Origin of the sequence: Enterobacter quasimori (assembly GCF_018597345.1) — a bacterium.
In the GTDB taxonomy this organism is placed as follows: domain Bacteria; phylum Pseudomonadota; class Gammaproteobacteria; order Enterobacterales; family Enterobacteriaceae; genus Enterobacter; species Enterobacter mori.
In genome coordinates this window covers 453,032-465,740 of record NZ_JAHEVU010000003.1, presented here as the reverse complement: position 1 = coordinate 465,740, position 12,709 = coordinate 453,032, and the positions used below count along the sequence as shown (strand labels likewise).

Here is a 12,709-nt window from a genome sequence, read left to right as displayed (position 1 = left end):
AGGCGGTTAGCGTCGGTAAGCGAGCGATCGTACCAGTCTGTCGCCGAGTTTCTGGATAGCCTGCACCAGCAGCAGCAATACGATGACCGTGCCGGCAATCAGCGTGTTATCGAAGCGTTGATAGCCATAGCGAATGGCCAGGTCTCCCAGCCCGCCGCCGCCGACCACGCCCGCCATGGCGGAAAAGCCGATCAACATCACAATGGTCAGCGTAATTCCCGCCACCAGCGCGGGCAGCGCTTCGGGCAGGAGAACCCGGCTGACAATATGCCAGTGGCTGCCTCCCATCGACTCCACCGCTTCAATGCGTCCCCTATCCACCTCATCCAGCGCGCTTTCAACAATGCGTGCGAAAAAGGGAAAGGCGCCAAGCGTAATGGGTACCACGGCGGCGGTGCTGCCAAGCGTGGTGCCGACAATCCACCGTGTGACCGGGATAAGGGCAATGAGCAAAATAACAAAGGGCAAGGCTCGCCCAATATTGACGAGGCTATTGAGCACGACCGCCACCGCCCGGTTGGGTAAGACGCCGTCTTTACGGGTGATAAACAGCAGCACGCCAACGGGTAATCCAATGGCTACCGTAAAGAGCGTCGCCAGCGCCACCATGTAGAGGGTTTCCAGGGTGGCGTTAATCATCAAGTCCTGAAAGCGATCCCAGTTCACGCTACGCATCTCGCCCCCGTCTCTGACTCATATTTTGCCAGGAAAGCACGATCGGTTTCGCCATCCTGCAGCAGCATTTGCCGCAGCCGCCCTTCCCGACGCGACATAATTTGCGAAAGCGACCCGCTCTCTATGAGCGCCCCCTGCTCCAGCAGGGCCGCAGCATGGCAGATCTGCTTCACGACCGTCATTTCGTGGGTGATCAGCACAATGGTGATGTTGAGCTGCTGTTGAATATCGGCCAGCAGATCGAGAATAGCGCGAGTCGTTTCCGGGTCGAGCGCGCTGGTCGCTTCATCGCACAGCAGGTAGCGAGGCTGCACCGCCAGCGCACGGGCAATACCCACCCTCTGCTTCTGACCACCTGAGAGCTGCGAGGGCCACGCGTGACCAAAATTCCCCAGCCCCACCAGTTCGAGCAGGGCGGCAACCCGCTGCTGGCGCAACGGGCGCGGGACGCCGGCAATCTCCAGCGGCAGATCGATATTGTCGTTGACGGTACGCGAGTGCAGCAGATTGAAGTGCTGGAAGATCATGCCCATCTGCTGACGCTGCTGGCGAAGCTGCGCCACGCCCAGCGTGGCGATGTCCTGGCCGTCGATGAGTACGCGACCCGACGTCGGCTGTTCAAGGCGATTCAGGCAGCGCAGCAGGGTGCTTTTTCCCGCCCCGCTGCGCCCGAGAATGCCAAAAATCGTTCCTTCTTCTATCGACAGCGATATGTCCGTCAAGGCCGGCGCGGTTGCGCCGGGATACTGTTTGCTGATGTGCTCGAGTTTAATCATGCTGTGGCGCCGTAACGGGGATCACCGAGCCGTTGTATTTCTCGCGGATAAAGGCTGCCACCTTCGGGGAGGTTAAGTCTTTCGCGAGTTCGGCAATACGCGGGTCCTTCAGCAATTCAGGCGTGGTGACCAGCAGGTTGGCATAAGGGTTGTTGCTGGCGGATTCCAGCCCTAAAGCGTCTTTCGCCGGAACCAGCCCCGCCTCCAGGGCATAGTTGCCGTTGATCACCGCAGCGTCCACATCGTCTAACGCACGCGGGATTTGCGGCGATTCAATCTCCACAATCTTGATTTTCTTCGGGTTGTCGCTGATGTCAGCGGGCGTCACCAGCGTCGAAGCCGCGTCGCCGCTGGCCTTCAGTTTCAGCACGCCTTTGCTCTGCAACAGCCACAATGAACGGCTGAGGTTGGTGGCGTTATTCGGCACGGCAATGCTTGCCCCTTCCGGTAATTCATCCAGTGATTTTACCTTACGGGAATAGATACCCAGGGGTTCAATATGAACTTCAGCAGCCACGCTGAAGGTTTTTCCCAGCGCCTTCTCCTGATCTTTCAGGTACGGCAGGTGCTGGAAATAGTTGGCATCCACCTCTCCGGAAGCCAGTAACTCATTCGGGTTTATCCCGCCGCTGCTCATCTCGATAATTTTCAGATCGAGTTTAGGATCGATTTTTTTCACATACTCCAGGATTTCCGCATGGGGAATAGGATCGGCGGCGATACGTAACGGTGCGGCATGCAGCGTTTGTGAAACCAGTAAAGCAAGCCCGGCCAGCGTAAAGAATGCAGATTTCATCATCGTCTTATCTCTTATTGTTTATTAAAACTGGGGTTCGCTGTTGAGGTGATCCGCGTAAAAACGGTTTGCCACATCAGGATGTGATCGCAGTCGGCCTTTCAAATAATTCCAGCCCACTTCGCGTAACAGGGGATTGAGCGGATCGCTGGTTGGTCCGTGTGCCAACCGCGCGAGGGAGTCGGGCAGTTGAAAGACAGGCACGACCGCATTCAGCTGTGCGCCGAGGAAGAAAGCGTATGACAGGCGCTCCCGGCCAGCCTGTGGGGAGACGACGCGGTGTACGGTGGCGCGCAAATAACCATTGGTTGCCAGTTCGAGCAGTTCACCGATATTGACCACGAATGCGCCAGGCAGCGGCACCGCGTCCACCCATTCATTCGGCGAGACCTCAACCTGTAAACCGCCCTGCTCGTCCTGCAATAACAACGTCAGGAAACCCGAATCCTTATGCGCGCCAACGCCCTGGCGGGATTCATTTTCACTGCGCCCCGGATAGCGGATCAACTTGATATGCTCGTTGGGATATTCGCCGTACAGGTCATCGAAGGCGTTTCTCGGCAGGGACAGCGCTTCGGCAAAAGCCCGCAGAAGTTCAAGCGCCACGTCGGTCATTTTCTGCTGCCAGAGGGTAATCACGTTTCGCATTTCCGGCAGCGCTTCGGGCCACTGATTGGGTCCCTGCATGCGTTGCCATACCGGGCCATTGCTGCTTTCGATGGCAGAGCGTTCAGCGCCAATATCAAATTGCTCGCGGTAGTCCGGCTGGCTGCGGGTAATTTCCGAACCCGCGCGGTTATAGCCGCGAAAATGCGGTGAATTGACCATCCTGACCTTCAGCTTTTCCTGCTCCGGAAGGGCAAAAAATTCACGCGAGACGCGCTGCACGTCGTCCAGCAACGCCTGAGAAATACCGTGCCCGGTAAGGTAAAAGAAACCCACCTCGCGGGCCGCTTTCCCCAGGTCTTCAAGAAAGGCTTTACGCTGTTGAGGATCGCCCTGCAACCGGGAGAGTTCAATAACAGGTAAGGAGAGATTTTGCGCTGTGCTCATCGTTTTTTTCCAGCTTATGACAATGCGCTCACCTTGCCATTTCGCCACATAGTGCACTACGAAGTTTTCTGTCTATCGATATCAAAAAGCCAGCAATAGGCTTGCAAGAATAAGGGTTAAGTTTTATTTCACTGGTTCTGTCATCAATGACCACTTTTATTTATAAATAACGCTCTCACCTACCCCAAAATAATTACTCACTTATATTTCCCACCTTAAGAACATTCTCATTGCGCACATTGCCGTTTCATTCTCTCACGCACAATTTGTAAACTCATGTAATTCATTTCCGCGGCGGGTTTACGCTAAAAACAACCCACGCCAGGCGGCAAGCACCGAAGAATAAAACCAGTAAGCAACGGATATCCTAACCATTTATAAACCGCAGCCCTGTAAAATAACGAAGCGGTATATTTCACAACGGTAACCACTTCTCTCCAAAATAAAACGAAACTGTAATTTGACTCTTCCAGCATAACGACTAATGTTAATTCCTGAACGACAAATGATACGAATTAAAAAATCGTATCTCCTGACATAAACGCAACAAGAGGGTTGATATATGGCAGAACATCGTGGTGGTTCCGGTAATTTCGCTGAAGACCGTGATAAAGCATCAGAAGCTGGACGTAAAGGCGGCCAGCACAGCGGTGGTAATTTCAAAAACGATCCGCAACGCGCGTCTGAAGCAGGTAAGAAAGGGGGACAGAACAGTCACGGCGGGGGCCGTAAATCTGATAACTCCTGATCTTATTTAAGTCTCTTATAAATAAACCAGAGAGCATGCTGCGGGCCACCAGGCTCGCAGTACCCTTTACTTATTTTAACCGGAGCGTAAATATGAACATGAAAAGTATCGAAGACGTTTTTATTCATCTTCTGTCCGATACCTACAGCGCAGAGAAGCAGCTCACCCGAGCACTCAGTAAGCTTGCACGTGCGGCTTCCAGTGAGAAACTGAGCGCCGCGTTTACGGCTCACCTTGAGGAAACGCAGGGACAGATTGAGCGTATTGACCAAATAATTGAGCAGGAATCCGGCATTAAATTAAAGCGCATGAAATGCGTGGCAATGGAAGGCCTGATTGAAGAGGCCAATGAAGTCATTGAGAGCACAGAGAAAAATGAAGTGCGTGATGCGGCATTAATTGCTGCTGCGCAAAAAGTCGAGCATTATGAAATAGCGAGCTACGGTACCCTGGCGACATTAGCAGAACAGCTGGGCTACAAAAAAGCCGTTAAACTTCTCGCCGAAACGCTGGAAGAAGAGAAAGAAACCGATCTTAAATTAACCGATCTGGCCGTTGGTAATATTAATCAAAAGGCCCAAAAAGGTTAACCCCGGAAATAAATGAGCATCAGCATTTAATTAAACCAAATAACTCACAGGAGTTTATTATGAATCATGTAGAACACTACCATGATTGGCTGCGCGATGCCCATGCGATGGAAAAGCAAGCCGAATCGATGCTGGAATCCATGGCCAGCCGTATTGAAAACTATCCCGATTTACGTGCTCGTATCGAACAACATATTAATGAGACAAAACGCCAAATCACATTGCTGGAAGAAATACTCGACCGCAATGATATTTCACGTTCGGTTTTAAAAGATTCAATGAGCAAAATGGCGGCACTGGGACAGTCCATTGGCGGCATGTTCCCTTCCGATGAGATCCTAAAAGGCTCAATCAGCGGCTACGTTTTCGAGCAGTTTGAAATTGCCTGTTATACCTCCCTGCTGGCAGCCGCCAAAAAAGCGGGTGATACCGCCTCGATACCCGCCATTGAGACCATCCTGGCGGAAGAGCGCGAAATGGCCGACTGGCTGATTCGCCATATTACGCAAACGACGGAACAGTTCCTGCTGCGCTCGGACGCGGACGGCGTTGAAGCGAAAAAATAACTAGAGAGGGAGAGTCTATGTTCCGACACGTAAAACAGCTGCAGTATACGGTTCGCGTGGCCGAACCCAATCCGGGCCTGGCCAATCTGTTACTGGAACAGTTTGGCGGGCCGCAGGGCGAACTTGCCGCCGCCTGTCGTTACTTCACTCAGGGACTGAGCGATGACGATCCTGGCCGCAAAGATATGCTGATGGATATCGCGACCGAGGAGCTGAGCCACCTCGAAATTATCGGCACCCTGGTCGGTATGCTTAACAAAGGGGCCAAAGGTGAACTGGCGGAAGGTGTTGAAAGTGAAGCGGAACTGTATCGGTCAATGACCGAAAACGGCAACGACAGCCACATCACGTCGCTGCTATACGGCGGCGGTACGCCGCTGACCAACTCGGCGGGCGTGCCATGGACTGCAGCCTACATTGACACCATCGGCGAACCCACCGCCGACCTGCGCTCAAACGTGGCGGCGGAAGCCAGAGCCAAGATCATTTATGAACGACTGATCAACGTGACGGACGATCCGGGGGTTAAGGATGCGCTGGCGTTTCTGATGACGCGTGAGGCGGCGCATCAGCTCTCCTTTGAAAAGGCGCTGCAGTCCATCCGCAATAATTTTCCGCCCGGAAAATTGCCGCCAATCGAGGAGTACACCAACAAGTACTACAATATGTCTGAAGGTGGAGAAGTTCGCGGAAGCTGGAACAGCGATAAGCATTTCGACTACGTCGAATCTCCCCAGCCAGCGGTTGACGGAGGAGACGGCAGTGCAAGCGTAACGCTAACGACCGAGCAGGCCACGCTGGTCAAAGCCATGTCTGCACGCACGAAGTCCGATCCAAACGCCGATCCGCTAACCGGCGCCGAGCTTGGCGCAGGGAAGAAAAAACCGTAATCGGTTTTGCCAGGTAGCCTGACGCTGCCTGGCAATTCTCGTTAGCCCTCCGTTCCAGAGGTACGGCCCATGTTCGAACTCGATGCGTTTCATCTGGCCAGAATACAATTCGCCTTTACCGTCTCGTTTCACATCCTTTTTCCCGCCATCACCATCGGGCTTGCCAGCTATCTGGTGGTGCTCGAAGGCATGTGGCTGCGCACCAAAAACGACGTCTGGCGTTCGCTGTACCATTTCTGGCTAAAGATTTTTGCCGTCAACTTTGGCATGGGCGTGGTGTCCGGGCTGGTGATGGCTTACCAGTTCGGGACTAACTGGAGCGGCTTTTCCCAGTTCGCAGGCAGTATCACCGGCCCGCTGCTGACCTATGAGGTGCTCACCGCCTTCTTCCTTGAAGCCGGTTTTTTGGGCGTGATGCTGTTCGGCTGGAACAAGGTCGGCCCTGGCCTGCACTTCTTCGCGACCTGCATGGTGGCGCTGGGTACGTTAATGTCTACCTTCTGGATCCTCGCCTCCAACAGCTGGATGCACACTCCGCAGGGCTTCAGTATTCAGAACGGCCAGGTGATCCCCGAGGACTGGCTGGCAATTATCTTTAACCCCTCCTTCCCGTATCGGCTGATCCACATGTCTATCGCCGCCTTCCTGAGCAGCGCGCTGTTTGTGGGCGCGTCGGGCGCGTGGCACCTGCTGCGCGGCAACGACACGCCCGCCGTGCGCAAAATGTTCTCAATGGCGATGTGGATGGCGCTGCTGGTCGCCCCCATCCAGGCGGTGGTCGGCGATATGCACGGCCTGAACACGCTGGAGCACCAGCCCGCCAAGATTGCCGCCATCGAAGGGCACTGGGAGAACCCGCCGGGCGAAGCCACGCCGCTGCTGCTGTTTGGCGTGCCGGACATGGAGGAAGAGCGCACCAAATACGGGCTGGAGATCCCCGCGCTCGGCAGCCTGATCCTGACGCACAGCCTGGATAAACAGGTTCCCGCCCTGAAGGACTTCCCGAAAGAAGATCGCCCGAACTCCCTGATTGTCTTCTGGTCGTTCCGCGTCATGGTCGGGATGGGGCTGCTGATGATTGCGCTCGGCGCGCTTAGCGTCTGGCTGCGCTATCGACGCCGGCTGTACCACTCGCGCCCGTTCCACTGGTTTGCCCTCTGCATGGGCCCCGCGGGACTGCTCGCGCTGCTGGCCGGCTGGGTGACCACCGAAGTGGGCCGCCAGCCGTGGGTGGTTTACGGCTACCTGCGCACCATCGACGCGGTGTCGCTGCACAGCACGCTGCAGATGAGCATCAGCCTGCTGGCCTTTATCGTGGTCTACTGTTCGGTGTTTGGCGTGGGCTATGTCTATCTCGTCCGGCTGATTAAGAAAGGGCCGCAGCCTGTTGGCACGCTAACCTCTAACACCTCGGGCACCCCTGCCCGTCCGCTGTCTGCCGCTGAATCGGTTCCTGAAGAGGAGAGAAGCTGATGGGCGTTGATATATCGGTTATCTGGTTTGCAATCATCGTCTTCGCCACGCTGATGTACATCATCATGGACGGCTTCGATCTCGGGATTGGGATGCTCTTCACCTTTGTGGGTGATGCCAAAGAACGCGACGTGATGGTAAACAGCGTGGCCCCGGTCTGGGACGGAAATGAAACCTGGCTGGTGCTGGGCGGTGCGGGGCTGTTTGGTGCGTTTCCGCTGGCCTATGCGGTGATCATTGATGCGCTGACCATTCCGCTTACCGCCATGCTGATTGGCCTCATCTTTCGCGGCGTGGCGTTCGAATTTCGCTTCAAGGCGACGCCGTCGCACCGCAAATTCTGGGACTACTCTTTTGCGGGCGGATCGCTGCTCGCCACCTTCAGCCAGGGGATTGTCGTCGGGGCGATGATCAACGGCTTCGATGTGGAAGGACGTCGTTTTGTCGGCTCATCGCTGGACTGGCTGACGCCGTTCAACCTGTTCTGCGGGCTGGGGCTGATCGTCGCTTATACCCTGCTGGCGACGACCTGGCTCATCATGAAAAGCGAGGGCGCGCTGCAAACCCGCATGCGCGAGTTGACCCGCCACGTCCTGCTGGCGCTGATGGTGGTCATCGCGGTGGTCAGCATCTGGACGCCCCTTGGCTGGCAGTACGTGGCCGACCGCTGGTTTACGTTGCCGAATTTCTTCTGGTTCCTGCCGGTTCCCCTTCTGGTGGCGGTGTTTAGCCTGTGGATCTGGCGGCTGACCCGCAATCCGAACAGCCATGCCCGCCCGTTCCTGCTGACGCTAGGGTTGATCTTTCTCGGCTTTAGCGGGCTGGGCATCAGCCTGTGGCCGCACATTATTCCGCCGCGTATTACCCTGTGGGAGGCCGCCGCGCCGCCTGCCAGCCAGCTATTTATGCTGGTCGGGACGCTGCTGATTATTCCGGTGATTCTGGTGTACACCGCCTGGAGCTACTACGTCTTCCGGGGCAAAGTGTCTGATACGGAAGGCTATCACTGAGGTGCGCTATGGCAGGCTGGCATACACGAGCCATTATTTATCAGATTGATACCGCCCTGTTTTACGACCTGAACGGCGATGGCTGCGGGGACATCGCCGGAATTGGGGCCAAGCTGCGCTACATCCGCCGGATGGGAGCGACGGTTATCTGGATCACCCCGTTTTATCTGACGCCGTTTCTCGATGAGGGCTACGACGTCAGCGACCACCTGCAGGTCGATCCGCGGTTCGGAAAACTGAAGGATATCATCGCCTTTATCGAGCAGGCCCGCGAGCTGGGCATGCAGGTCATCATTGAGCTGCTTATCCAGCACACCTCGGACGCGCATCCATGGTTTCAACAGGCCCGCCGTAACCCGCAGTCCCCCTTTCGCGACTATTACCTGTGGTCCGATAACGACGATGACGACACGCCGCCCATGTTTCCCGGCGTGGAGAAAAGCATCTGGTCCTGGGACGAGGAAGCCGGACAATACTACCGGCATATGTTCTATCGCCACGAGCCGGATCTGAATCTGGCCTCGCCTGCGGTGCTCAAAGAGATCGACAACATCATCCGCTTCTGGCTCAAGCTCGGCGTGTCGGGCTTTCGCCTGGATGCGGCGTCTCATCTGACAAAACAGGCCGGACGTGGGGATGAGAAAAAGGGGCTGTGGATCCTCGAGCATATGCGTCAGCTGATTGAACAACACAACCCGGATGCGATCCTGCTCGGGGAAGTGGACGTGGAGGTCGAAGAATATAAAGACTACTTTGGTGATAACGATCGCCTGAATCTGGTGCTGAACTTCTGGCTCAACAAGTATTTCTACGTCAGCCTGGCCGAGAAAAGCGCCCGCCCGCTGCGCAAGGCGGTGAAGAAAATGATCGTGCCGCCGGATTCCTGCTGCTTCGCCAACTGGCTGCGCAATCATGACGAGCTGGATCTGGAGGGGATCGGCAGAAAAGAGAAGCAGACGGTTCTTGATACCTTCGCCCCGGACGACAATATGAACGTGTATCAGCGCGGCATTCGCCGTCGTCTGGCGCCGATGCTGAATGGCGATCGGAAACGGCTGGCGTTCTGCCACGCGGTGCTGTTCTCTCTGCCGGGCGTACCGGTGATGCGCTACGGGGATGAAATCGGCATGGGTGACGATCTGGAGCTGGAAGAGCGTTACGCCGTCCGCACCCCCATGCAGTGGGCGGGCTCGCAGGGCGGGGGTTTTTCGGATGCCGACCCCGACGCCTTTATTGCTCCTGTCATCGATCGCGGCCCTTTTCGCTATCAAAAAATCAACGTGGCGGATTCCCTTCTGCACCGCAACTCGCTTCTGCATCGCATCATTGATATTGCCAATACCCGTTCAGAGTTCCCAGAAATTGGCATGGCACCGTTTCGACTCATCAACATCGACAACGATGCCGTCCTGGGGCTCTGTTATGAAACCGACGAGCGCAGCATTCTGATCTTCGTGAACTTCAGCGACAAGGCGGTTCAGCTCACCGCGAAAGGGATCCGGCACGCCACCTGGACCGCCTGTCTGGCAGACAAACGCTACGAGGATGCGCTCCTGCCCGGTAAAACGGTGGAGCTCAATATCGGCGGATACGGCTACCGCTGGTTCTGGACCAACCGCACCGCGCTGCGCTGACTATTTTTTCCGGGTCGCCAGCAGGCGAGCCATCACCAGCCCCGCGACCGCGAGCGAACCGAGCACCACTTTCCCCGGCATGCCGGAGGAGAAGGTCGTGGCACGATCCTTCGCTTCGGCAGAAAAGCGTCCATGGATTTTGTGCAGATCGTTGACCGGCTGATCCAGATAGTCCCGGCGGTCTTCGGCGTTCAGCTTATCGGTCATCTGCCCTTCCCACGCCTTTTTTACCATCAGCCTGTCAAGAAAACCGGGGAAGAGAAACTGCCCGACAATCGACTGAACGGTACTGCTGCCTACCCACAGTTCACGCACCGGTTTCTGCACGACCTTAAAAATGGCGCTGGCCGCCACGTCGGGCTGGAAGACGGGCGGAACGGGGCGCATCGCCCAGGCAAATTTGTTTCTCGCCCAGTCGAACTGCGGCGTATTGAGACCCGGCATTTGCACCATTGAAAGCTGAACCCGGCTGTTTTCGTGCATCAGTTCGGTACGCACGGCGTCGGTGAATCCGCGGATCGCCGCTTTTGCGCCGCAGTAGGCCGACTGCAGGGGGATGGAGCGATAGGCCAGCGCGGAGCCTACCTGAACGATCGTCCCGCGATCGCGGGGCACCATCAGCTCCAGCGCGGCGCGGGTGCCGTTCACGTAGCCCAGATAGGTGACCTCCGTAACGCGGCGAAATTCATCGGGCGTCATCGTGCGAAACGGTGCCAGCACGGCACCCATTGCGTTATTAACCCACACATCGATAGCGCCCAGGCGGTACTCAATCTCGTTGGCGGCATCGACGACGGCCTGGCTGTCCGCCACGTCGGCCTGCACGGCATACGCATTGACGCCAAAACGGCGTAGCTCCTCTTGCGTCGAGTGCAGGCTCTCTTCCTCGCGGGCGATAATACCCACATCGTAACCCGCTTTTGCAAAGTGCAGCGCCGTCGCTTTCCCCACGCCCGCCGTACCGCCGGTAATGACAATTACAGCCATACAACCTCCGCCATTATTTCAAGCCTGATAGCTTCTCGATCAGTTCAGATAAGGCATAACGAACCGCTTTTTCCACCACATCCTGGCATTCACCGGAAAAGTGCACGGTGCTCGTTTCCGTTAGCGCGCCTAAATTCCAGGCAAAGCAGACGGTTCCGGCTGCCGTACCGTCATCCCCGCCTTCCGGGCCCGCATATCCGCTGATAGCGATACTGATATCGGCCTGCGCAATATCGCGAATTTTCGCTGCCATTTCGGTGACCGTTTGTTCACTGACGGCGGTGAAGCGCGTGAGGGTTTCATGACGAACGCCCAGGATCCTCTCTTTCGCCTCATCGCTGAACACCACCATCCCGACATCATAGAATTCTGACGTGTTCTCCTCAGCGCAGAGCGCAACCGCCAGATTGCCGCCCGTGCAGGATTCCGCCGTGGTCAAACGCAGCCCTGCATCCGTGAGTTTTGTCGCCAGCTTTTTCGTTAACTCCCCGACGGTTTCATTTTTATCATGCTCCAGATTATGCATACCGGTGCCTCTTAATTTTCAAAAGGAATGATAGAAATATGACCATTCCTTTCCAGAATAGCGTATTTAATTTCTTTAAACTCCGTCACGCCGTTATTTTGACGCGCTGAAACCAGAATATCATCGCAAGAAACATCGACTTTCTTAAGCTTATCCATGAGTGGAATCCCGTTTTCCACTAATATTACGGGCGTACCGTCCAGAATATTTTCAACGGGAGAGAAATATTTTTTCAGTAAGCCAAATATAATGTCTACCACCACCAGCGTGGTGATGGTAATCATCGCACCGGTGACCGAAAAATCTTGTCCCAACAGCGCCTGTTGCGTTGCTTCACTGATTATGAGCAGCAGGATCAGGTCGAAACTGGTCATTTGCAGCAGCGCGCGCCGTCCAGCCACCTTGAATACCACGACCAGAAAAAGATAAATGGCCAGGGCTCGAAAGACCATATCCATATTCGCCTCCTAAGGGTAAATGAACTGCCAGAAGCGAATCTCCGGCTCGTTGTTTACACGAATTGCATTTGCCCATTTCCCCGCCTTCGACGGCGTCAGAAATAGCCTGACGGTGAATTTTTCATTATATTTTAGGTTGTTATAGACGAAAAAAAGCGTATCTCCCCGGCTGTACATGCTGTCAGGCTGCGGCCAGATGCTGCCCGGCTCATAGACATCACCGCTCTCGCTCGCCATGCTGATGACGTATTCCCCCTGGGTTTTTACCGGGAAGGCGAGCTGCAGCGGAAACTCTGTTTCCCGGCGACCAAAACGCTCATAGTTGAGAGTGAGCGTTTTTGCCGAATTCATTTTTTCAGTATCACTGACCGCCCCGCTCGAAAACAGACCGGCAATTGCCGCGATAATAATAGCCAGCAACAGGATAAAACCGACCTGCCGAAATGCATACTCGAACGTCAGCAAACGATAACTTTCATTTATCCCGGGCAGCTTTTCATTTTTACGATTCATCGTCGCCATCACCG

General features: G+C 55.5%; 15 protein-coding genes. 7 read left to right on the top strand and 8 right to left on the bottom strand.

The features are described from left to right. Positions 1–6: 6 nt before the first annotated feature. The 4 genes from KK102_RS14320 to KK102_RS14305 are packed head-to-tail and all read right to left on the bottom strand — an operon-like array spanning position 7 to position 3,300. Positions 7–675, bottom strand: a complete 669-nt coding sequence (locus tag KK102_RS14320; protein ID WP_126544944.1) for a methionine ABC transporter permease — start codon at positions 673–675, stop codon at positions 7–9. Next, a complete protein-coding gene (locus KK102_RS14315; RefSeq protein ID WP_126544945.1) occupies positions 663–1,451 on the bottom strand; it encodes a methionine ABC transporter ATP-binding protein in 789 nt (262 codons plus the stop codon). Before KK102_RS14315 ends, KK102_RS14320 begins: the two co-directional genes overlap by 13 nt. After that, the gene (locus KK102_RS14310; protein ID WP_371317575.1) at positions 1,444–2,247 is read right to left on the bottom strand and encodes a MetQ/NlpA family ABC transporter substrate-binding protein; all 804 of its coding nucleotides are present in this window, start codon (positions 2,245–2,247) and stop codon (positions 1,444–1,446) included. Before KK102_RS14310 ends, KK102_RS14315 begins: the two co-directional genes overlap by 8 nt. 24 nt (positions 2,248–2,271) lie before the next feature. Further along, entirely contained in the window at positions 2,272–3,300 is a 1,029-nt protein-coding gene (locus KK102_RS14305) for an isopenicillin N synthase family dioxygenase (protein WP_216357863.1), read from the bottom strand. 562 nt (positions 3,301–3,862) lie between these two features. Here KK102_RS14305 and KK102_RS14300 point away from each other — a divergent pair. The 7 genes from KK102_RS14300 to KK102_RS14270 all read left to right on the top strand — a co-directional run bounded on the left by KK102_RS14300 (position 3,863) and on the right by KK102_RS14270 (position 10,211). Further along, complete coding sequence (locus KK102_RS14300; protein WP_004136767.1) at positions 3,863–4,048, top strand: con-10 family general stress protein; 186 nt, start codon at positions 3,863–3,865, stop codon at positions 4,046–4,048. 92 nt (positions 4,049–4,140) lie between these two features. After that, positions 4,141–4,638 carry a YciE/YciF ferroxidase family protein gene (locus KK102_RS14295; RefSeq protein ID WP_126544947.1) on the top strand — a complete coding sequence of 166 codons (498 nt, stop codon included), beginning with the start codon at positions 4,141–4,143 and terminating at the stop codon, positions 4,636–4,638. 59 nt (positions 4,639–4,697) lie between these two features. Next, entirely contained in the window at positions 4,698–5,204 is a 507-nt protein-coding gene (locus tag KK102_RS14290; protein WP_216357862.1) for a ferritin-like domain-containing protein, read from the top strand. A gap of 17 nt (positions 5,205–5,221) precedes the next feature. After that, positions 5,222–6,094: a manganese catalase family protein gene (locus tag KK102_RS14285; RefSeq protein WP_010435239.1), complete on the top strand. Its 873-nt coding sequence runs from the start codon at positions 5,222–5,224 to the stop codon at positions 6,092–6,094. A gap of 69 nt (positions 6,095–6,163) precedes the next feature. Further along, a complete protein-coding gene (locus tag KK102_RS14280) occupies positions 6,164–7,567 on the top strand; it encodes a cytochrome ubiquinol oxidase subunit I (protein ID WP_126544948.1) in 1,404 nt (467 codons plus the stop codon). After that, the gene (gene cydB / locus KK102_RS14275) at positions 7,567–8,577 is read left to right on the top strand and encodes a cytochrome d ubiquinol oxidase subunit II (RefSeq protein ID WP_126544949.1); all 1,011 of its coding nucleotides are present in this window, start codon (positions 7,567–7,569) and stop codon (positions 8,575–8,577) included. Before KK102_RS14280 ends, cydB begins: the two co-directional genes overlap by 1 nt. A gap of 8 nt (positions 8,578–8,585) precedes the next feature. After that, positions 8,586–10,211, top strand: a complete 1,626-nt coding sequence (locus KK102_RS14270; protein ID WP_216357861.1) for an alpha-amylase family protein — start codon at positions 8,586–8,588, stop codon at positions 10,209–10,211. Here the strand turns inward: KK102_RS14270 and KK102_RS14265 are convergent, their stop codons facing one another. From KK102_RS14265 to KK102_RS14250, 4 genes are read right to left on the bottom strand one after another with little or no spacing between them, the layout of a single operon-like run. Then, a complete protein-coding gene (locus KK102_RS14265; protein ID WP_126544951.1) occupies positions 10,212–11,198 on the bottom strand; it encodes an SDR family oxidoreductase in 987 nt (328 codons plus the stop codon). It abuts the gene before it with no gap. A gap of 13 nt (positions 11,199–11,211) precedes the next feature. Next, complete coding sequence (locus KK102_RS14260; RefSeq protein WP_216357860.1) at positions 11,212–11,724, bottom strand: 2-oxo-tetronate isomerase; 513 nt, start codon at positions 11,722–11,724, stop codon at positions 11,212–11,214. Between the two features lie 11 nt (positions 11,725–11,735). Next, on the bottom strand, positions 11,736–12,182 hold the full coding sequence (locus KK102_RS14255) for a DUF421 domain-containing protein (protein WP_216357859.1): 447 nt from the start codon (positions 12,180–12,182) through the stop codon (positions 11,736–11,738). Between the two features lie 9 nt (positions 12,183–12,191). Further along, positions 12,192–12,695, bottom strand: a complete 504-nt coding sequence (locus tag KK102_RS14250; RefSeq protein WP_126545026.1) for a hypothetical protein — start codon at positions 12,693–12,695, stop codon at positions 12,192–12,194. Between the last annotated feature and the right edge of the window lie 14 nt (positions 12,696–12,709).

Bases quoted from the DNA above. Each gene is read 5' to 3' on its own strand.
- KK102_RS14320 (WP_126544944.1), bottom strand. From the start codon at position 675: ATGCGTAGCGTGAACTGGGATCGCTTTCAGGACTTGATGATTAACGCC.
- KK102_RS14315 (WP_126544945.1), bottom strand. From the start codon at position 1,451: ATGATTAAACTCGAGCACATCAGCAAACAGTATCCCGGCGCAACCGCG.
- KK102_RS14310 (WP_371317575.1), bottom strand. From the start codon at position 2,247: ATGAAATCTGCATTCTTTACGCTGGCCGGGCTTGCTTTACTGGTTTCA.
- KK102_RS14305 (WP_216357863.1), bottom strand. From the start codon at position 3,300: ATGAGCACAGCGCAAAATCTCTCCTTACCTGTTATTGAACTCTCCCGG.
- KK102_RS14300 (WP_004136767.1), top strand. From the start codon at position 3,863: ATGGCAGAACATCGTGGTGGTTCCGGTAATTTCGCTGAAGACCGTGAT.
- KK102_RS14295 (WP_126544947.1), top strand. From the start codon at position 4,141: ATGAACATGAAAAGTATCGAAGACGTTTTTATTCATCTTCTGTCCGAT.
- KK102_RS14290 (WP_216357862.1), top strand. From the start codon at position 4,698: ATGAATCATGTAGAACACTACCATGATTGGCTGCGCGATGCCCATGCG.
- KK102_RS14285 (WP_010435239.1), top strand. From the start codon at position 5,222: ATGTTCCGACACGTAAAACAGCTGCAGTATACGGTTCGCGTGGCCGAA.
- KK102_RS14280 (WP_126544948.1), top strand. From the start codon at position 6,164: ATGTTCGAACTCGATGCGTTTCATCTGGCCAGAATACAATTCGCCTTT.
- cydB (WP_126544949.1), top strand. From the start codon at position 7,567: ATGGGCGTTGATATATCGGTTATCTGGTTTGCAATCATCGTCTTCGCC.
- KK102_RS14270 (WP_216357861.1), top strand. From the start codon at position 8,586: ATGGCAGGCTGGCATACACGAGCCATTATTTATCAGATTGATACCGCC.
- KK102_RS14265 (WP_126544951.1), bottom strand. From the start codon at position 11,198: ATGGCTGTAATTGTCATTACCGGCGGTACGGCGGGCGTGGGGAAAGCG.
- KK102_RS14260 (WP_216357860.1), bottom strand. From the start codon at position 11,724: ATGCATAATCTGGAGCATGATAAAAATGAAACCGTCGGGGAGTTAACG.
- KK102_RS14255 (WP_216357859.1), bottom strand. From the start codon at position 12,182: ATGGATATGGTCTTTCGAGCCCTGGCCATTTATCTTTTTCTGGTCGTG.
- KK102_RS14250 (WP_126545026.1), bottom strand. From the start codon at position 12,695: ATGAATCGTAAAAATGAAAAGCTGCCCGGGATAAATGAAAGTTATCGT.